Genomic DNA, 19,217 nt, shown 5'->3' on the forward strand with positions numbered 1-19,217 from the left:
CCGCGAACGCGCAGTGCCTATTTGTACAGGCTGTTGATCCACTGGACGTTAGCGGCGTTCAGGCGCACCGCGGTGTTCGCCTCGGGGCTTTCCGCCACGTTGACGCCGGTGATGATGCGCTGCTTGGACTTGGTGTCGTAGGCATAGACCGAGCTGCCGCTCGACCCTGGGAACGTATCGCAATCATACTGGAAATATTCCGGCGCGATGTTCTCGGCATGCACTTCGCAGCTCGCCTTCCACATCGTGCCCATCGGCTTGTCGCCGGGATAGCCGACGAGGTTGGCGGTGAAGTCGCCGAGATCGTCATAATTGGCGTAGCCCAGCCAGCCGAGGTTGGTGCCGACATCCTGCTTCAGCGTGATGATGCCGAGATCCCACGGGATCACCGAGCCGTAGTAACCCTGGTAGTTGTCGATGAAGCCCTGCAGCACATAGGCGCTTTCATAGGCGAAGGCGCCGAACGGTGCGTCGTCGGCAGTGCTGCCGTTGAGGCCTGGCACGAACAGATATTCCGAGAGCCAGTCCTTGTCCTCATGGCTGTAGAGGCAATGTGCCGCGGTGAGCACCGTGCGCGGGCCGATCAGCGTTGCCGAGCAGCTGCCATAGCTGCCCGTCTTCGGAGATTTGGCTTCGAGATAGCCGATGGCCGAGAACGGATAGGTCTTGGTGTTCCTGACCTGCTCGCGATCGTCGGGACCGAAAACCTGACGCCCGGCTTCGCCTTCGCCGAGCCCAGGGTCCTCGGTCTTGCGCTCAGCCCCGTCCGCGCCATTGGCCGGCGCATTCAGTTCCTTGATGATGAGCTCGCGCAGTGCTTCGCTCGGCTCGATCTTGATCTCCTTGCCATCGGCGGAACGCCCGACGATGCCATAGGATTTGACTGCCGCCTTCTCGTCGGTGAGCGGCGCGGCACGGCTGTCTTCATCAGTAAGCTTTGGTGTCGTGATCGGCTTTGCCCGGCCGGCCTTGAAGTCGCCTGAAGTAACGTCCCGCATGCTTTCGCCATTGCCGGCACTGGCGGACCCAGGGTCGGCGGCGAAAACCGGGACCGTCCACATTGCGGTGGAAAGCAAAGCGGACGCAATAAGTGCGTTTGTCAGTTTTGTCATGGTGAGACTCTCCCAAAAGTCAGCAAGGACTGGATCAAAATAGAGAAATATTGTCGAGATCGTGGTGACGCCGAAAAATGAGTCTGCTCGCCGGCATTCCCCGCGAGCGTTGTTCTAGGCTGTCATTTTCAAGGCCCCCGCCAAAAAAACTCTGCAACGGTATACTGCCTAAAATAATCCAAGATTGGCAATGATAAATCGCTTCCACCTAGCCCGTGGGGGGCTATAGGATTTTGTGCGGGTTCTGCTCGCGGGCACGGTTAGCAAAAGTGGGATTCGGTTTTGTGACCGATCGCGCGCCGTTTTCGATACGGCACGCGTGAGGATCGCCGGACCGGCGACACCTCCTTGCACAATGCCCGGCGTCGATCCGCGCGGGAAAATTGTCTGAGGAGGTTCAGGTGCACATCACAAATCGGTTCGGACCAATCGTTGCCGCATCGCTGCTTGGCATTGCCGCCGCCTTTGTATCGATCAACCCCGGCCGGGCGGATGAAAGCGCCGCAAGGCCCGAAGCGGCGGTCTCGCCGATGCAGCGGGTGACCGAGGCCAGGGCCAAGGCAGCCGCTGATAACCCTGACGGCGCCGACCGGGTCTATGGCGGCAACCAGGCCGAAAAGGGCGCCTATCCGTTCCAGGTCGCGCTGCTCACCACCGCCAGGCTGGACGAGAACCCGGCCTCGCAGGCCAATGCACAATTCTGCGGCGGCAGCCTGATCGCCCCGCAATGGGTGCTGACCGCGGCACACTGCCTCAACGACAAGGGCAAGCCGATCTCACCGGATTCGGTCACCGTGCTGACCGGCGCCACCGACCTCGGCGAAGGCAAGCGCCACAAGGTGGTGGAGGTCATCGTCAACGAAGGCTACAGCGAGCAGACGCTCGACAACGACCTCGGCCTGCTCCGGCTTGCCGAGCCGGCCGATGCGCCGACCATCAAGCTTACCCGCCAGGCGACCCCTGACACCGGCAAGACCACCGTCACCGGCTGGGGCAAGATGCAGGACGGAACGTTCCCGACCACGCTGATGGTCGCCGACCTTGATCTACAGCCGAACAGCGCCTGCAACACTGGCATCAAGGCCATCTATGCGCACGACCTGAAGGCCGCGCTCGGCGATCTGTCCCACCGCATGCGCTATTCGGAAAAGGGCATCGATGCCGCCGCCAATGCGATTGCCGCCGACATGACCGATCCGCTGACCGGCAACATGATCTGCGCCGGCACCACCAGCGGTGTGCGCGATGCCTGCAATGGCGACAGCGGCGGCCCGCTGTTCATGACCGGCGCCGACGGCCCGGTTCAGGTCGGCGTCGTCAGCTGGGGCGAAGGCCCCGCCGACGGCAGCGCGGCCTGCGGCCACAAGGACGCCTATGGCATCTACACGCGGCTGGCCAACTACGGCGGCTGGATCGAGGCGAAGATGAAGGGCCCTGCTCCTGCGCCGGAAAAGCCGAAAGCCGGGCTGGGCACGGCCCAGAAGCCGAAGACGCCCTGAGGCCCAGCCATCTTGTTCGACATTTTGCTTGCCATGAAAACGGCGGGAAGGGTTCCCGCCGTTGTCATTTGCCGGCTTGTCCTACAGCTTTATTTCCTCGGCGGGCCTTTGCGCTCGGCTGAGGCCGCCCACAGATTGATGTCGGATTCGCGCGCGTAGCTATCGATCTCGGCCAATTCGGCATCGCTGAAGTCGAGCACCTTCAGGGCGCCGACGCAGTCCTCGACCTGCTCCGGCCGGCTGGCGCCGATCAGCGCCGATGTCACCTTGCCCTTGCGCAGCACCCAGGCCAGCGCCATCTGCGCCAGCGTCTGGCCGCGCTTGCCGGCGATGGCGTTGAGCGCCTTGATGTTGGCGATGGTGCGGTCGTTGATGAAGGCCGACTTCAGCGACTTGCCCTGCGAGGCGCGGCTGCCTTCGGGGATGCCGCCAAGATATTTGTCGGTCAGCATGCCCTGGGCCAGCGGCGAGAACACGATCGAGCCGACGCCGAGCCCTTCCAGCGTGTCGAGCAGGCCGTCTTCCTCGACCCAGCGGTTCAGCATCGAATAGCTCGGCTGGTGGATGATGCAGGGCGTGCCGAGCTGCCGCAATATGTCGGCGGCCTCGCGGGTGCGCTGCGAGTTGTAGGACGAAATGCCGGCATAGAGCGCCTTGCCCGAGCGCACCGCATGGTCGAGCGCGCCCATGGTTTCTTCCAGCGGCGTGTCCGGGTCGAAGCGGTGTGAGTAGAAGATGTCGACATAATCGAGCCCCATCCGCTTCAGGCTCTGATCGAGGCTGGCCAGCATGTATTTGCGCCCGCCCCATTCACCGTAAGGGCCAGCCCACATTTCATAGCCGGCCTTGGTCGAGATGATCAGCTCGTCGCGATAGGCGGAAAAATCGGTGCGCAGGATTTCGCCGAAAGCGGTTTCGGCCGAGCCGGGCGGCGGCCCGTAATTGTTGGCGAGGTCGAAATGGGTGATGCCGAGGTCGAACGCCTTGCGCACGATCGCCTGCTTGGTCTTGTGCGGCGTGTCGTTACCGAAATTGTGCCACAGGCCGAGCGAGATCGCCGGCAGCTTGAGGCCGGAGCGCCCACAGCGATTGTAGATCATTTTTTCGTAGCGATTTTCGGCGGCGACATAGGGCATTGGGAAAGATCCTCGAATGTGAACAGACCGGGCAGCTTCATCGCAAAGCGGTGAGCCGGCCCGGCGCCCTTTTACCCTCTCCCCGGCCGAACGGGGAGAGGGGCAAGTCAACATTATCGATAATCTTTGCGCCTACTTCTTCGCCAGCAGTTCCTTGGCCGCCTTGACGCCAAGTGCCGCCGGCCGCTCGCAAGTGGTCTGCATGACGACGAACTTGCCGGTTTCGCCGGAGCGCAGGATGCCGGTCATGACATCGACGGCATGCAGCGCCAATTCCATCGAGCAACGATGCGGCCGCCCCTCGACTATCGCCAACGCCATGTCGGCGAGACCTGCCGTGCGGTAGTTGGCCATCATGCCCTGGCCGTGCATTTCATTGGGCACGCCAAGCGGGTGCTTCCATTTCGGCAGCTTCTTGACCGGCTTGCCCTCTTCGGTGAAGCGCACGTCGCCGCCGAAGAAATTCGGATCCGGCACGAACACCGTGCCCGCTTCGCCATAGAGTTCCATCGGCGCATGGCCGTGAGCCCAGACATCCCAGCTGGTGTTCAACGTCACCACGGCGCCGTTCTCGAACTCCAGCAGGCCATGGATGGTGGTTGGCGTGTTGACCGGGATTTTTTCGCCCGCACGCGGTTTCGACGAAATCGTCCGCTCCTTGGCCGGGGTCGTCGCAAAGGCGGCCACCTGTTTCACCGGCCCGATCAGCTGGATCAGATTGGTGATGTAATACGGCCCGATGTCGAGCACCGGTCCGGCGCCCGGCTGGAAAAAGAAATCCGGATTCGGGTGCCAGTGCTCCATGCCGTGACCCATGACATGGCAGGTGCCGCTGGTGATCTTGCCGAGCTTCCCCTCGTCGATCAGTTCACGCACCAGTTGGTGCGCGCCGCCGAGGAACGTGTCGGGCGCCGAGCCGATGCGCAACCCCTTCCTTTCAGCCCGGGCCTTGAGGTCCTGGCCCTCTTCGAGCGAGAGCACGAACGGCTTTTCCGAATAGACGTGCTTGCCGGCATCGAGCACGCGTTTGGACACCTCGTAATGCACCGCCGGTATCGTCAGGTTGACGATGATGTCGATGTCATCGGCCTTGAGCAGGTCCTCGACGGTCTCGGCGCGCAGCTTGAACTCCTTCGCCCGCGCCCTGGCCGCGTCCATGTTGATGTCGGCGCAGGCGCGCATCTCGATGCCGCGAAACAGCGGTGCCAGCGAGAAATACGCCTTCGAGATGTTGCCGCAGCCGATGACGCCAATACCCAGTTTCTTTGCCATGATGATTGTTCCTAGTAAGCCTTGACGGATGCGATCGAGCGACGAGCGAAGCGCTCGATGTCGTTGGGGTTGTCCTGCTCCATGACAAAGTATTTTGCCGCGCTCTTGGCCCGCAACACCTTGATCAGGTTGGCCCAGTCGATCGTGCCGTGGCCGACATCCGACCAGCCATCCTCGTCCAGTCCCTCGCCCGGCTTGGCGATGTCTTTGACATGCACGGCGACGATGCGCTTGCCGTGCTTTTCGATCCAGGGCAGCGGATCGGCGCCGCCGCGCACCACCCAGGCAAGGTCCATCTCCCAGCCGATATCGGGAGCGGACGACAGGATGTGATCCTGCGGCACCGAACCGTCGGCGAGTGCCTTGAACTCGAAATCATGGTTGTGCCAGGCAAAGCCGTAGCCGGCCTTCGAGGCGACCTCGCCAACCTTGGCCAGTCGCTCGCCAAAGCCGCGCCAGCCGGCGGCGTCTGACGGCCTGTCCTCGGCCATCAGATAGGGACAGATCAGAAGCTTGATGCCGAGCGCTTCGGCCGTTTTGCGCACGCCGTCGAAATCCTTCTCCAACGCATCGATGGAGAAATGCCCGGTCGGCATCGAAAGCCCGTTCTTGTCGAGTTCCGCGCGGAAGGCCTTGGGATTTTCATAGACGCCACCGAAACCTTCGACTTGCGCGTAGCCGAGCTTGCCGAGCGAGGCGAGCACGCCCTCCCAAGGTTGAAAATTGCGGGCGCTGTAAAGTTGGAATGACCAGTTCATCGTCTCTGTCCGTTCTGCTTGGTAGGGTGGGTTCTTGGGAGGAAGGCTTGGGGGCTATAGGCGGTTGCCGGATGGGGTGTCGAAAAGCGAGGCGCGGGCTGGGTCAAAGCCGATCCGGATTGGATCGCCGGTGCGCAGCGTCTTTTCCGCCTCGACGCGGAAGGAAAAATTGCGGCCGCCGAGCTTGGTCCACACCAGCGTGTCGGAGCCCATCGGCTCGACGATCTCGACGGCTGACTCGGCGGTGAACGGCATGGCCTTGGCCGCATCTCCAAAGGCGACGTGCTCGGGCCTGATGCCGAACACACAGGGCTTGCCCGCGCTGCCGCGATCCTTGTCGAACTCATAGCGGTCGAGCGGTATCGAAACCCCGTCGGCGGTGAACGCCGCGGCATCGCCGGCTTCCAGTTGACCCTCGATGAAATTCATCGCCGGCGAACCGAGGAATCCGGCGACAAAGCGATTGACCGGACGGTTGTAGATGGTTTGCGGGGCGTCGAGCTGTTGGATGACGCCGCCCTTCATCACCGCGATCCGGTCGGCGAGCGTCATCGCCTCGATCTGGTCGTGGGTGACGTAGATCATGGTGTTCTGCAATCTGCGATGCAGCAGCTTGATCTCGACGCGCAATTCGGATCGCAGCTTGGCGTCAAGATTGGACAGCGGTTCGTCGAACAGGAAAACGTCGACATCGCGCACCAGCGCCCGCCCGATCGCCACGCGCTGGCGCTGGCCGCCGGACAGTGCGGAGGGCTTGCGCTGCAGCAGCGGTTCGATCTGCAGGATCTCCGCGGCGCGCGCGATACGCTTGGCAATTTCGTCCTTGGGCAGGCCCGCGACGCGCAGGCCGAAGGACAGGTTCTTCTCCACCGTCATCTGCGGATAGAGCGCATAGGACTGGAATACCATGCCGATGCCGCGATCCTTGGGCTCCTCCCAGGTGACGTTTTTGCCCTTGATGAAGATGCGGCCCTTCGAAATGTCGAGCAGCCCGGCAATGCAGTTGAGCAAGGTCGACTTGCCACAGCCGGAGGGCCCCAGGAGCACGATGAACTCGCCCTCGGCGATATCGAGGTTGAGTGTCTGCAGAACCGACACCGCGCCATAGTTCAGCGACAGGTTCTGGATCGATACGCTGGGGTTCGCGATTTCTGCCATCATCATCCTTTCACCGCGCCGGCAGCGATGCCACGCACAAAAAGCCTGCCGGAAATGAAATAGATAACGAGCGGCACCAGCCCGGTCAGGATGGTCGCCGCCATATTGACGTTGTATTCCTTCACGCCCTGCACGGAGTTGACGATGTTGTTGAGCTGCACCGTCATCGGATAGGTGTCGGGGCGCGTGTAGACGACGCCGAACAGGAAGTCGTTCCAAATGCCTGTCACCTGCAGGATGACGGCGACGACGAAGATCGGCAGCGACATCGGCAGCATGATGCGCAGATAGATGCCCCAGAAGCCGGCGCCGTCGACGCGCGCCGCCCGGAACAATTCCTCCGGCATGGAGGTGAAATAGTTGCGGAACAAAAGTGTCAGGATCGGCATGCCGAAAATGGAATGGACGACCACCAGGCCGCTCAGGCTGCCATAGAGGCCGATCTCGCGCAGGATGATGACGATCGGATAGATCATCACCTGATAGGGGATGAAGGCACCGACGATCAGGATGATGAAGAACGTGTCGGCGCCCTTGAAGCGCCAGTTGGCCAGCGCATAGCCGTTTACGGAGGCGATCGCGATCGACAAGATCACCGAAGGTACGGTGATACGAACGGAGTTCCAGAAGCCGCGCGAGAGTCCGTCGCAATTGAGGCCGGTGCAGGCCGTCGACCACGCCTTGACCCAGGGCTCGAACGTGATCTCGAGCGGTGGCGAGAAGATGTTGCCGAGGCGGATTTCCGGCATGCCCTTGAGCGAGGTGACGATCATCACATAGAGCGGCAGGAGGTAGTAGAGCGCCGCCACGATGAGCGTGCCATAGAGGAAGATGTTGCGGCGCGAGAAAATGTGACGCGGCTTCGGTCCGCTCGGCCCCGAGGCATCGGCATGGCCGGCGCCGGACGGCGCGGACAAGGAGACGGCTTGGTCAGACACGCTTCCTGCCTCCGAATTCGAGATAAGCCCACGGCACGATGACAATCATCACCGAGAGCAGCATCATGGTCGAGGCCGCGAAACCCTGGCCGAGATTCTGGGCGAAGAACATGTAGTCGTAGACATATTTTGCCGGCACTTCGGACGCGATGCCCGGCCCGCCGCTGGTCTGGGCGACGACGAGGTCGTAGACCTTGACGATGCCGGACGCGATGATGACGAGCGTGGTGATGAAGACCGGCCGCATCATCGGGATGATGATGAACAGATAGGTCTTCCACATCGGGATCCCGTCCACCCGCGCTGCCTTCCAGATATCCTCGTCTATGCCGCGCAGGCCGGCCAGCATCAGACACATGATCAGCCCGGTGCCCTGCCAGAGCGCGGCGATCGATATGCCGTAGATGACGATGCTGGAATTGTAGAGCGGATCGAAAGCGAAGCTCGTCCAGCCAAGCTTTCGTATCACGCCCTGGATGCCGAAGTCGGGATTGAGCAGCCATTGCCAGACAAGGCCGGTGACGATGAAGGAGAGCGCGAAGGGATAGAGAAAGATCGTGCGGAACGTGTCCTCGAAACGGATCTTCTGGTCGAGCAGGGCAGCGAGGATGAAACCGATCACCAGCGAGAAAACCAGCGAGATCACGCCGTAGATCAGCAGGTTCTCGATCGAGATCAGCCAGCGCGGGGTCGCCCACAACCGGTAATACTGGTCGAGGCCGACGAAATTCAGCCGCGGCAACAGCTTCGAATTGGTGAAGGAATAGAGCACCGTCCACGCCGTGCCGCCGACGAAAACCACCAGCGCGGTGAGGATCATGGGGATCGACGCGACCTTCGCATTGAGATTGCGAAACAGTCGGCTCGGGCGTTCGCTCTTGCTCATCGGTGCAGCCATGCTGGATCGGGTAAGGGCGCGCCCTCCCGGCCTGGAGTTCACCGGACCGGGAGGAATGGGACTTTGCCGGCGGTATCAGTCCGCCGTGGCGATGATGTCGGCGAAGCGCTTCTGCGCCTCTTCCACGGTCATCTCGGGCTTGGCGAAGAACTCGGAGAACAGGTCCTCCTTCTGCTTCTGGCTGTCTTGCGAAAGCAGCTGATCGGTCCATGGGATGACGGCGCCCTTGGCTAGGATGGCGAGCCCCTTCTTCATGCAGTCATTGGCAGCGTTAAGGTCGACGTCGCCACGCACCGGCAGCGAGCCCTTCTTGAGATTGAAGGCGACCTGGGTCTTGGGATCGAGCAAGGTTTCGGCCAGGACTTCCTGCGCCTTGGACTTGTCGGCATCCTTGAGCACCGGGAAATAGAAGGCATCACCACCCGTGGCAATGACCTCGTTCAGGCCAAGGCCGGGAAGACAGGTATAGTCCTTGCCGGCGGTCTTGCCGGCAACCTGGAACTCGCCCTGCGCCCAGTCACCCATGATCTGGCCGCCGGCCTTGCCGGTGATGACCATGTTGGTGGCCTGGTTCCAGTCCTGCACATTGGTGTTCTTGGCCATCTTGCGCGCATCGTCGGCCGCCTTGAACACCTTGGCGACTTCAGGACCGGCCGCGAACTTGGCGTCCTTGTCCTTGTAGACCTTGAGGAAGGTGTCGGTGCCGCCAACCGCTGCAAGCAGCACGTCGAAGGCGCCGGACGACTGCCAGGCTTGCCCGCCCACCGCCAGCGGGACGATGCCTGCCTTCTCGAGCGCCGGGGCGGCGGCCACATACTCATTCCAGTCCTTTGGCACCGGCACGCCAGCCTTCTGGAAGGCGTCGTTCGAGAGCCACAGCCACTGCCAGGAGTGGATGTTGACTGGCACGCAATAAATCTTGCCGCCGATGGTGCAGCTGTCGAGCAGGCTCTTCGGCCGCACGACCTCTGTCCACTTGCCCTTGGTGGCGACATCGGTCAGGTCGCGCATCAGGCCGGCCTGCACCAGCTCTTCCGCTTGCCGGCCGTGATTGAACTGGGTGGCGCCCATCGGGTCGCCGCCGGTGATCCGGCTGATCATGATCGGCCGTGCCGTGCCGCCGGAGCCGGCAATGGCGCCGTCGACCCAGTGATTGCCGGTGGCGTCGAATGCCTTGGCGAGTTCCGCGACCGCCGCCGCCTCGCCGCCGGAAGTCCACCAATGAGTGACTTCCAGGTCCGTCGCGGTGGCCGGGCCGGCGAACTGCAGCGCGGCCGTGGCCGCAAGGGCAGCGGTCAAAAGTTTGTATCGCATTTCGGTTCCTCCCAGAATCTGAAACGTTACAGATTTTCGATACGGCAATTGCGTGGATGGCGCAACCCCAGGCGTGGAGACCGTTCGATATTTTTTCGAGTCGCGAATAAAATCTATCGACCGGCCTTGCCGTTGTGCGCCGCAATATGAGCAATTGCAGTGCAAAATATGAAAAGGTCCATGAAAGCCGGCATAGAGCGTCGCCAGGACGGCGTTTCGCTCTGGATTCTCAAGGGAATTCGCGACTCCATGTCGTCCTGCGAATTCGCCCGCCAGCGCAGTGCGATTGGCAATCTGTAACGTTTCAGTATATTGACGGATTGCCGGGCTTGAAATCATGCGACGCCGCCAATCACGGCGATTGCCGACCCGGCCTGCGGCTGCTATGCGCCTGACGGGCGGGACGAATGGACAGACGGCATACGGAAAAGAACGAGGAAGCGTCGGCGCAAGAGCGGCCAACGCTGAAGACGCTTGCCTTCATGACCGGGCTCGGCGTCACCACCGTGTCGCGCGCCTTGAAGGATGCCCCTGAGATCGGCGCCGAAACCAGGCGCCGCGTCCAGCTCGTCGCCAAGCAGATCGGCTACCGCCCGAACCGCGCCGGCGTCAGGCTCAGAACCGGCAAGACCAATGTCATCAGCCTCGTGCTCAACACCGACCGCGAGATCATGAGCTTCGTCTCAGACATCATCTACGGTGTCTCGGAAGTCATTGCCGACACGCCCTACCACCTGATCGTCACGCCCTATTCGCGCTCGCAGGATCCACTCGACCCCATACGCTACCTGGTCGAGACCGGTTCCGCCGACGGCGTCATCATTTCACGCACGCAGCCGAACGATGCCAGGGCCCGCTATATGCTGGAGCATGGCATTCCCTTTGCCACGCATGGCCGCACCGATATGGGGCTGGTCCACCCCTATCATGATTTCGACAATCATGCCTTCGCGGTCGAAGCCGTACGGCGCCTTGCGAGCATGGGACGCCGCAAGCTCGCTCTGCTGACGCCACCCGTCGGCCTGACCTATTACGGCCATACGGTCAACGGCTTTGCCGATGCGCTGAGCGAGGTCGGCGCCAGCGAGATCCCGTTCAGTACCGTATCGATCGACCATTCGATCGAGCAGATCCGGACGAGGACCGCGCAACTGATGCGCCGCGACATCAGGCCGGACGGCTTTGTCAGCAGCGCCGCCGCCGCCACGCTTGCGCTCGTCGCCGGCATCGAGGATGCCGGCCTCAAGCTTGGCCACGACGTCGACATCGTCTCCAAGCAGTCATCGGACCTTTTGCATCTGTTCAGGCCCGAACTGCTGATCGTCAACGAGAACTTCCGGCTGGCGGGCTCGGAGCTCGCGCGCTCCGTGCTCGGCTGGATCGGCGGCGCCGCACCCGGCTCGCTGCAAAGTCTCAGCGTGCCGGGCGAGGTTCTGGCCTACCAGCGCGCTGACGACTGAGCTAGACGCAATTCCAGACGGAAAACCGCTCACACTTTTCCTGGAATTGCTCTAACCCGCCGCGCCGCTGCCCCACGGACCGTGGAAGGCACCCTGCTCGCCGATGCGTTCGAAGCCATGCGCGCCGAAGAAGTCACGCTGCGCCTGGATCAGGTTCGAGGTGCCGCGGCCCTGGCGATAGCTGTCGAAATAGGCAAGTGCCGAAGACAGCGCCGGCACCGGCGCGCCGGCCTCGGAAGCCCTCGCCACGATGCGCCGCAGCGACGGATGCGCTTCCTGCATCAAGCTGATGAAAGCCGGCGCCATCAAAAGATTGGTCGAAGCGCCGCCGCTGCTGAAGGCCTCGGCCATCGTATCCAGCATCTGCGAGCGGATGATACAGCCGGCGCGCCAGATCCTGGCGATGGTCGGCATCGGCAGGTTCCAGTTGAACTCCTTCGAGGCGCCGCTCATCACCGCGAAACCCTGAGCGTAAGCCGCGATCTTGCCGGCGAAAAGCGCCAGTTCGAGATCTTTCAGCAGCGCATCCTTGTCGCCGGAAATCTTCGACACGCCGATAGCGCCATAGGCCTGTTCCGCCGCCAGCCGCTCGTCCTTGATCGACGACAGAACACGGGCCGCCACGGCCGCCTCGATCGCGGTCGCCGGAATGCCGAGTTGCTGCGCCTCGATGACCGACCATTTGCCGGTGCCCTTCTGGCCTGCCCGGTCGAGGATGATGTCGACAACCGGCTTGCCGGTCTTGGGATCGTCGGCGGCAAGCACCTTGGCGGTGATCTCGATCAGGTAGGAGTTGAGCCGGCCCTTGTTCCAGTTGGAGAACACCGTGCCGATGTCCTTCGGCCCCATGCCGAGGCCATCACGCAAGATGCCGTAGATCTCGGCGATCATCTGCATGTCGGCATATTCGATGCCGTTGTGGATGGTCTTGACGAAGTGGCCGGCGCCATCGGTGCCGAGCCAGGCGGCACAGGGCTCGTCCTTGAACTTTGCGGAGATGGCGGTCAGCACCGTCTCGACACGCTTCCAGCTATCTTCCGTGCCGCCGACCATGATCGACGGGCCGTGGCGCGCGCCCTCCTCGCCGCCGGACACGCCCATGCCGATGAAGGTCAGGCCCGAGCCGGACAGTTCGGAGAAGCGCCGCATCGTATCGCGAAAATTGGCGTTGCCGGCATCGATGACGATGTCGTTGTTGGACAGCACGCCGCGCAAGGCTTCGATCTGTTCATCCACCGGCTTGCCGGCCAGCACCATGATGATGATCGGGCGCGGCGGCCGGATCGCGGCGGCAAGTTCTTCCAGACTGTAGCAGGGCACAACCATGTCCTTCAGCGCGCCGGCATTCTCGACGAAGGCGTCGGTGCGTGCCCTTGTGCGGTTGAAGACGGCGATGCGGTGCCCGTGCTCGGCGATGTTCAGCGCCAGGTTGGAGCCCATCGTACCAAGGCCGATCAGGCCGATTTCGGCTTTTTCCATTGTTTCTTCCCTGCTTTCGGATCTTGTTGGTTGGAGCCCGCGATTTTGCCGGATGCCCGTTCTTCCCGGGATGATTGACGGGCCTTTCGGGCCGCGTCAACCGCCTCGCCGAATTGTGTTGCAGTTGCACAATGCAAGCGTTCGACAACGATCCCATCTGTCGGTTACGGCCGGACGTCCACAGGCGCTTCGATCTTCACCATCTTGAAATCCGAGACCAGGATGTCGATGCGCACCGTCCAGCGCCCGGGAACCGGAATGACGAGGTTGTCGACACGCCAGCTGCCGTCGCCGGGCTTGGTCGCCGCGCGCTTCAGCGGCTCGATGCCTGAATCGGGCTTCGACAGCACCAGCGTCACCTCCTTGGCGTCGAGTGGCCCGAAATCACCGGTCATGATGATCATCGAGGCGGCGACAGGCCCGGCATGACCTGGCGTGATGCTGAGATCGGCCATCGCCTCCAACGCGTGGATGTGGACCGAGACCGGCTGCGCCGCCGCGATCGCCAGGACCCGTGGCGGCGGCGTGAAGCGCCAGCCCGCGGCAACGCCGAAGATCGCCAGCACGATCAGCATTTCAACACCGATCGAGCGGGCGAGCCTGCGCTGCACCTCCGTGGCGCCCGCCTCGGCGGAAGCAGTGAGTTTCCAGCGATTGACCGCGGCCAACGTGAACAGGAAGACCAGCAGCGCCAGCTTGACCAGCAGCAGCCGGCCATAGGCGGTGCCGGCCAGCGCCGAGGGCGTCTGCACCTGGATGACGGCAAGCACAATGCCGGCCGCGGCAAGCACGGCCACCACAGGCAGGATCGCGCAGGAGAAGCGGCGCAGGAAGGCGACGGCGCCAGCCGTCTGGCGCTTCAGCGCGAGACCTAGCGGCATCAGCGCGCCGGCCCAGAAGGCAATGCCGATACCGTGCACGAACACCAGCGGCCGCGTCAGCCATTGCGGTTCGGCCGCGCTGGCGTGGCCGCTGGCGGCAAGCGCGACGCCGACGCCAGCCAGGCCGGCGAGCGCCAATGGCCTGGCGAGCACACGCGGTCCGGCCAGCGACAGCAAACCGAGCCCCAGCGCGGTCAGGGCGGCCAGCACCGTCCAGCCGAAGGAGGTGCCCAGCCCGGTCCGCCAGATCACCGGCTGTGCCAGATGGGAGAGCGGCGCTCCGAGCGCGTCGAGCCCCTGAAAGCCGAGTGACAGGGGTGCCGCCACCAGGCCGCACAGGATCGCGGCCGTGACAAAACGCTGACCGGCACGTCCCTCACCGGCCAGCCAGGCAAGGGCGAAGGCGCCGCCGACACCGAGGAAAAGACCGATGTAAAGAAAGACCTTGCCGATCCAGATCGCCGACCGCGACGGCCAGTCGACGGCTTCGGACACGACGGGCGGCTCGGTCGGCGCACCGATGGAAAACAGCAGCGAGCCGCCGACCGGATGGCCGTCGGCGGAAATGACGCGCCAGCTCAGCACATGCGTGCCGGATTTGAGCGCTTGCGGATTGTCGATCTCGAGCGTCTGGTCGGTGAGGCGGAAGGATGTCAGCGCAACCGGAGTGCCGTCCGGCTTCACCAGCGTCAGCACCAAGGGCGAAACCGGTTCGCTGAAGGTCAGCGAGAACTGGGTTGGCGTCTGGGCCAGCACGGCACCGTCGGCCGGGTCGGTCTTGATCAGCGCGGCATGGGCAAAAGCCTGACTGGTCGAGGCCATGACGACAAGCGCCATGAGCAAGCCCAACAGCCCGCCGGCAATCCGGCCGACGCGCTTGCTGTTGGTATCGACCATCCGAGAGGGTATTGCGGTCATGCCATGCCACGAGGATGCGGCGCGCTCCGGCAAGCAGAGCGCGCCAAGGGAGAACCTATTTCTTCGGTGTGAGCTTGATGCCGGGCGCCGGGGTCTCCAGCGTGTCTTCATCCTGCCCCGCCGCCGGGATCTCGATCCAGCGGTCGACGGCATCGCCGCATTCCTGCACCACCGGGAAATAGAGCTTTTGGCCGACGGGCAGGTCCGCCGTCAGAATGGCCCGAAAGACGAACTCGTCGTAGAATTCATCCGGCAGATTGCCGCCGCTCCAGTCGACTTCCTTGACGCCGTCGGTCACCGCCTGGCCATAGAGCTGATAGGATTTTTCATATTTGCCCTTCTTGGTCTGCAGCGTCCAGCCGGGTTTCGGCATCGGCTTCACTGCGATCACCCCTTCCGGAATCTGCACCCGCACGGCGGTCGTCGCTTTGCCGTCGCAACCATGCGGCACCCGCAGCACTGCCTTGTAAGTCGAGCCGACCGCCGCCTCCTGGGTTTCGAGCGTGATGTGCGCGCAGGCGGCATTTGTCCCCAGCACCAGAAGTGCTGCCGCCGACAAAAGATACTTGTTCATGATGCCCCTCGGTACTATGGCCAGTTCAGTCGTTGTCTTCTTGAGGCGCCGCGCTGCCCATGGCCTGCACGGCGAATTTGATCGTCACCGTCCCGGCCTTTTCGAAGGTCAGCGTGGCGGCGAACATCTCGCCTTGCTTGGGTGGCTGCTTCAAATCCATGAACATCACGTGATAGCTGCCGGGACCCAAAACGACCTTGCCGCCGGCTGGAATCTCCAGGCCGCCGACAACGGGCCGCATGGTCATGACGCCGTCCTTGACGCCCATCTCATGCAGCTCGGCCTTTTCGGAGATATCGGAGGAAATCGACAGCAGCCGGTCCGGCGCGCTGCCGTTGTTTGTAATGGTAAAATAGCCGCCGGCCACCTTGGCGCCGGCCGGCGTGGCGCGTGACCAGGGGTGGCCGATCTCGATATCGCCGACCTTGAACTCATGCGCCAGGACGGATTGAGCGCCGGCGAGCATGATCGCCAAAGCAAGCACGGCAGTGCCGAGACGCTCCTGGACGTGGGACAGAATGCGGCTGAACAGAGTGCCCGCCGCTATATCGGAAAAATGGGACATGGTTGCTCCATGAAGTGATGATCGCGCCGTCACCGGTCGCGAGCTGTTTGGTCGTTGGATGGGTGCGCCCACGAAAGGTTCCGCAGGGCGAGCAAGCTCAGGCCGCCAGCGGCGGCGCGCGCGGGTTCGACGGCGAGCGTTCACGCGCGAAGCCGAGGTAAATGCTCGCCGGAAAAACGAAGGCGACCGCTTCAAACGAAAGGCTGGCCACGGCCAGCCCGGCGTCGGGCGGCGGCGCAAACGCGGATGAAAACATGCTGCAGCCAAGCGTGCAGCAGGCCGGCAGATGCGATGGGTGCTGGTCACCGCCGGGAAGCTGGGTGGCACCGTCGCGGGTACAGATGACGTTGCCGAAGGCGTCGAGTTGCGCGGCATTCGGCCCGGTAGCGAAAGCGAAGGCGCCGAGCGTCGACTGGAGCAGCAGCAGGCAGGCCGCGACAAGCGCGGTCGGCAAGCTCCAGCGTTTGCCCCGGCGGTTCAAGCCATCTGCCTCTTCAAGCAACTCCTGGAAGGATACCTATCATGGCAGCGGCAGGTCGAAAATCGCCAATTCGATGCTGCGGCAACGCGGCGCGATCAGGATTTCTGCAAGGACCGGCTTTCGGGGATGGAGGTCAAAAGCGTCTGGCGCGCCGACTTCAGGTGCTTGCGGCAGGCGGCGTCGACCTTGCCGAGGTCGCGCGATTTGAGCGCCTCGATATAGGCAAGGTGCTCGCCGACCGCGACTTCGTTGCGCTCGCGCTCCTGCGCCTTGTTCCACTGGTAGTGGTAATGGAAGATCATGGCGATGACGTCGTAGAAATCGACGATGAAACGGTTGTGCGAGGCCCGGTGGATGAGCCGGTGGAAGCGCTCGTCCAGCTCGGAAAACGCGTTGAAGCGCGTGGCGATCTCTTGTGCCAGCAGGCGATGTTCGTCCTCCAGGCGGTCGAGATCGGCCCAGACCGGGCTGTCCTGCGGCAGGGCGGCGAAGGCAGCCGCCGAACGCAGTTCGAACATCTCGCGGATCTCGGTCAGTTCGAGCGCGAAAGCCCGCGTAAAACCCTTCAGCACCCAATGGCTGTTGCGGCGCTTCTCGATCAGGCCGAAGCGCGAGAAGCGGATCAGGAACTCGCGCACGCTGGTGGTGCCGACACCAATCTCGCGCGCCAGTTCAAGCTCGTTGATCTGCATGCCGGCCTCGGCGCCGCCGGCGAGCAGGCGCCGCATGAACGACCGCTCGATGATCTCGGCCAGTGTGTCTGTCTCTTCCTCAGGGAAAAAATCGTCGGGTCGCGGATCGCGCAGCACCGTCTTGGCACGCTTGTTCCAGGCGATCAGGCCGGTTTCCTCCATGCGCGCCAGGATGCTGCGCACGGTCGTGCGGCTGACGCCGAGCAGCGTGCCCAGTTCCGGTTCCGACGGCAGGCTGCGCGTTTCGTCGAGCAGCCGGAGGCACCTGTTATAGGCGTCCTTGTAGACGTTGTTGCTCTTGGACATCCCCTGACCCATTCATGCCAGCGCTTGCGGCGGCCGGCTTGAAGCGCAATATGACGTTCCCATGACCCTGGAAAGCAGGAATTGCTTTCGCCAGGGCACGGTCCATTGTTTGCAGCACCGCCGCTAGCCAGAGGCGTGCGGAGCGCCTGCGAAAAAACAATTGACGCAAAACTGTTTTTTCACGATAAAAGACATTAACTCTTAACAAGCGCGTGTCAATCCGCGCATCCCAGGATCACCCAGGAAACCGCCCGTGAACGTCTCGAACACCATTCTTCTGTCCTCCGCCGACAATGTCGCCGTTGCCAATGGCCGCATCGAGATCGGCACGGCCCTGCCGGGCGGCGCGCTTGCCACCGCCGTTATCGAGCCCGGCCACAAGGTGGCGATCAAGCCGATTGCCGCCGGTGAAGCCGTGGTCAAATACGCCCAGGCGATCGGCCGCGCCACACAGGACATCGCACCGGGCGAGCATGTCCATTCGCACAATCTGGTGTTCGAGGCCGGCCGCCTGCCGGTGGTGCCGCCGAGCGAGGCCGAGCACGCGACAACGGCCGACCGCGCCCGCACCTTCATGGGGTATCGCCGCGCCGATGGCCGCGCCGGCACGCGCAACTTCATCGGCATCATCGCCAGCGTCAATTGCTCGGCCACGGTCTGCCATTCCATCGCCGACACCGCCAACCGGACCTTGCTGCCGAAATATCCCGGCATCGACGGTTTCGTGCCGATCGTCCACGGTCAGGGCTGCGGCATGAGCGGCACTGGCGACGGCATGATGGTGCTGCACCGCACGCTTGCCGGCTATGCCCGCCACCCGAATTTCGGCGGCGTGCTGATGGTCGGCCTGGGATGCGAGGTCAACCAGCTCACCCTCTATGGCCAGAAGGGCGCCGCCGCCGGAAAACGCCATTTCAACATCCAGGACGCCGGCGGATCGCGCAAATCGGTGGAAAAGGCGATGGGCGTGCTAGCCGAGATCGCCGAGGAAGTCGGTCAGTTGAAGCGCGAGCCGATCCCGGTCAGCGAGATCGTCGTCGGCCTGCAATGCGGCGGCTCCGACGGCATGTCGGGCATCACCGCCAATCCGGCTCTGGGGGCGGCCGTTGACATTCTGGCCGGCGTCGGCGGCATCGGCATCCTCTCCGAGACCACGGAAATCTACGGCGCCGAGCATCTGCTCGCCTACCGCGCCGCGACGCCCGAGATCGCCAAGAAGCTCGATGGATATGTCAAATGGTGGGAAGATCACGTCGCCAAGCATGGCGCCTCGATCGACAACAACCCCTCGCCTGGAAACAAGCGCGGCGGCCTCACCACCATCCTGGAAAAGTCGCTGGGCGCGGTCGCCAAGGGCGGCCAGACGCCGCTCAATGGTGTGTTCGGCTATGCCGAGAAGGTCACCGGCAACGGACTGGTGTTCATGGACACGCCCGGCTACGACCCGGTCTCGGCCACCGGCCAGGTCGCTGGCGGCGCCAATGTCATCGTCTTCACCACCGGCCGCGGTTCCTGCTTCGGCTGCCGGCCGACACCGTCGATCAAGATCGCCACCAACTCGACCATGTATAACCAGATGGAAGAGGACATGGACGTCAATTGCGGCGTCATCGCCTCGGGCGAAAAGACCATCGCCGGCATGGGCCGCGAGATCTTCGAACTCATCGTCGAGACGGCTTCCGGCCGCAAGACCAAGAGCGAGGATTTCGGCTATGGCGACAACGAGTTCGTGCCCTGGCATCTCGGCGCGACGCTCTGAATTCAACTGAAATGTGG

At 63.1% G+C, this 19,217-nt stretch carries 17 protein-coding genes; 3 read left to right on the forward strand and 14 right to left on the reverse strand.

Annotated elements, in window-relative coordinates:
- Positions 1–17: 17 nt before the first annotated feature.
- Positions 18–1,112 (reverse strand): trypsin-like serine peptidase, encoded by a 1,095-nt coding sequence (locus D3242_RS17345; RefSeq protein WP_038649740.1) that lies wholly within the window; start codon positions 1,110–1,112, stop codon positions 18–20.
- A 401-nt stretch (positions 1,113–1,513) separates the two neighbouring features.
- Here D3242_RS17345 and D3242_RS17350 point away from each other — a divergent pair, with 401 nt between their 5' ends.
- Entirely contained in the window at positions 1,514–2,611 is a 1,098-nt protein-coding gene (locus D3242_RS17350) for a S1 family serine peptidase (protein ID WP_038649743.1), read from the forward strand.
- 89 nt (positions 2,612–2,700) lie between these two features.
- Here D3242_RS17350 and mgrA read toward each other — a convergent pair whose 3' ends face one another.
- The 7 genes from mgrA to D3242_RS17385 form a co-directional block, all read right to left on the reverse strand.
- Complete coding sequence (mgrA, locus tag D3242_RS17355; protein ID WP_019861247.1) at positions 2,701–3,747, reverse strand: L-glyceraldehyde 3-phosphate reductase; 1,047 nt, start codon at positions 3,745–3,747, stop codon at positions 2,701–2,703.
- Between the two features lie 132 nt (positions 3,748–3,879).
- Positions 3,880–5,019, reverse strand: a complete 1,140-nt coding sequence (locus D3242_RS17360; RefSeq protein ID WP_038649749.1) for a Gfo/Idh/MocA family protein — start codon at positions 5,017–5,019, stop codon at positions 3,880–3,882.
- A gap of 11 nt (positions 5,020–5,030) precedes the next feature.
- Complete coding sequence (locus D3242_RS17365; protein ID WP_019861249.1) at positions 5,031–5,777, reverse strand: sugar phosphate isomerase/epimerase family protein; 747 nt, start codon at positions 5,775–5,777, stop codon at positions 5,031–5,033.
- A 54-nt stretch (positions 5,778–5,831) separates the two neighbouring features.
- On the reverse strand, positions 5,832–6,935 hold the full coding sequence (locus D3242_RS17370) for an ABC transporter ATP-binding protein (RefSeq protein ID WP_027047407.1): 1,104 nt from the start codon (positions 6,933–6,935) through the stop codon (positions 5,832–5,834).
- A gap of 2 nt (positions 6,936–6,937) precedes the next feature.
- Positions 6,938–7,873: a carbohydrate ABC transporter permease gene (locus D3242_RS17375; protein WP_019861251.1), complete on the reverse strand. Its 936-nt coding sequence runs from the start codon at positions 7,871–7,873 to the stop codon at positions 6,938–6,940.
- Positions 7,866–8,759 carry a carbohydrate ABC transporter permease gene (locus D3242_RS17380; RefSeq protein WP_064980907.1) on the reverse strand — a complete coding sequence of 298 codons (894 nt, stop codon included), beginning with the start codon at positions 8,757–8,759 and terminating at the stop codon, positions 7,866–7,868. Before D3242_RS17380 ends, D3242_RS17375 begins: the two co-directional genes overlap by 8 nt.
- Positions 8,760–8,846: 87 nt before the next feature.
- Entirely contained in the window at positions 8,847–10,085 is a 1,239-nt protein-coding gene (locus D3242_RS17385; RefSeq protein WP_019861254.1) for an ABC transporter substrate-binding protein, read from the reverse strand.
- Positions 10,086–10,492: 407 nt separating this feature from the next.
- Here D3242_RS17385 and D3242_RS17390 point away from each other — a divergent pair, with 407 nt between their 5' ends.
- The gene (locus D3242_RS17390) at positions 10,493–11,545 is read left to right on the forward strand and encodes a LacI family transcriptional regulator (protein ID WP_019861256.1); all 1,053 of its coding nucleotides are present in this window, start codon (positions 10,493–10,495) and stop codon (positions 11,543–11,545) included.
- 51 nt (positions 11,546–11,596) lie between these two features.
- Here the strand turns inward: D3242_RS17390 and gndA are convergent, their stop codons facing one another.
- From gndA to D3242_RS17420, 6 genes are all read right to left on the reverse strand, one after another.
- Positions 11,597–13,024 carry an NADP-dependent phosphogluconate dehydrogenase gene (gene gndA, locus D3242_RS17395; protein ID WP_064980909.1) on the reverse strand — a complete coding sequence of 476 codons (1,428 nt, stop codon included), beginning with the start codon at positions 13,022–13,024 and terminating at the stop codon, positions 11,597–11,599.
- 164 nt (positions 13,025–13,188) lie between these two features.
- Complete coding sequence (locus D3242_RS17400; protein ID WP_081295880.1) at positions 13,189–14,823, reverse strand: copper resistance CopC/CopD family protein; 1,635 nt, start codon at positions 14,821–14,823, stop codon at positions 13,189–13,191.
- A gap of 55 nt (positions 14,824–14,878) precedes the next feature.
- Positions 14,879–15,397, reverse strand: coding sequence for a YcnI family copper-binding membrane protein (locus D3242_RS17405; RefSeq protein WP_064980913.1), 519 nt, complete (start codon positions 15,395–15,397; stop codon positions 14,879–14,881).
- A 25-nt stretch (positions 15,398–15,422) separates the two neighbouring features.
- The gene (locus D3242_RS17410; RefSeq protein ID WP_038649764.1) at positions 15,423–15,962 is read right to left on the reverse strand and encodes a copper chaperone PCu(A)C; all 540 of its coding nucleotides are present in this window, start codon (positions 15,960–15,962) and stop codon (positions 15,423–15,425) included.
- 97 nt (positions 15,963–16,059) lie between these two features.
- A complete protein-coding gene (locus D3242_RS17415) occupies positions 16,060–16,416 on the reverse strand; it encodes a DUF2946 family protein (protein ID WP_038653373.1) in 357 nt (118 codons plus the stop codon).
- 122 nt (positions 16,417–16,538) lie between these two features.
- Positions 16,539–17,441, reverse strand: coding sequence for a GntR family transcriptional regulator (locus D3242_RS17420; protein WP_019861262.1), 903 nt, complete (start codon positions 17,439–17,441; stop codon positions 16,539–16,541).
- A gap of 253 nt (positions 17,442–17,694) precedes the next feature.
- Here D3242_RS17420 and D3242_RS17425 point away from each other — a divergent pair, with 253 nt between their 5' ends.
- The gene (locus tag D3242_RS17425) at positions 17,695–19,200 is read left to right on the forward strand and encodes a UxaA family hydrolase (protein WP_064980915.1); all 1,506 of its coding nucleotides are present in this window, start codon (positions 17,695–17,697) and stop codon (positions 19,198–19,200) included.
- Positions 19,201–19,217 lie beyond the last annotated feature (17 nt).

Source organism: Mesorhizobium jarvisii (assembly GCF_003601985.1).
In the GTDB taxonomy this organism is placed as follows: domain Bacteria; phylum Pseudomonadota; class Alphaproteobacteria; order Rhizobiales; family Rhizobiaceae; genus Mesorhizobium; species Mesorhizobium jarvisii.

Bases quoted from the DNA above. Each gene is read 5' to 3' on its own strand.
- D3242_RS17345 (WP_038649740.1), bottom strand. From the start codon at position 1,112: ATGACAAAACTGACAAACGCACTTATTGCGTCCGCTTTGCTTTCCACC.
- mgrA (WP_019861247.1), bottom strand. From the start codon at position 3,747: ATGCCCTATGTCGCCGCCGAAAATCGCTACGAAAAAATGATCTACAAT.
- D3242_RS17360 (WP_038649749.1), bottom strand. From the start codon at position 5,019: ATGGCAAAGAAACTGGGTATTGGCGTCATCGGCTGCGGCAACATCTCG.
- D3242_RS17365 (WP_019861249.1), bottom strand. From the start codon at position 5,777: ATGAACTGGTCATTCCAACTTTACAGCGCCCGCAATTTTCAACCTTGG.
- D3242_RS17370 (WP_027047407.1), bottom strand. From the start codon at position 6,935: ATGGCAGAAATCGCGAACCCCAGCGTATCGATCCAGAACCTGTCGCTG.
- D3242_RS17380 (WP_064980907.1), bottom strand. From the start codon at position 8,759: ATGAGCAAGAGCGAACGCCCGAGCCGACTGTTTCGCAATCTCAATGCG.
- D3242_RS17385 (WP_019861254.1), bottom strand. From the start codon at position 10,085: ATGCGATACAAACTTTTGACCGCTGCCCTTGCGGCCACGGCCGCGCTG.
- D3242_RS17390 (WP_019861256.1), top strand. From the start codon at position 10,493: ATGGACAGACGGCATACGGAAAAGAACGAGGAAGCGTCGGCGCAAGAG.
- gndA (WP_064980909.1), bottom strand. From the start codon at position 13,024: ATGGAAAAAGCCGAAATCGGCCTGATCGGCCTTGGTACGATGGGCTCC.
- D3242_RS17400 (WP_081295880.1), bottom strand. From the start codon at position 14,823: ATGACCGCAATACCCTCTCGGATGGTCGATACCAACAGCAAGCGCGTC.
- D3242_RS17405 (WP_064980913.1), bottom strand. From the start codon at position 15,397: ATGAACAAGTATCTTTTGTCGGCGGCAGCACTTCTGGTGCTGGGGACA.
- D3242_RS17410 (WP_038649764.1), bottom strand. From the start codon at position 15,962: ATGTCCCATTTTTCCGATATAGCGGCGGGCACTCTGTTCAGCCGCATT.
- D3242_RS17420 (WP_019861262.1), bottom strand. From the start codon at position 17,441: ATGTCCAAGAGCAACAACGTCTACAAGGACGCCTATAACAGGTGCCTC.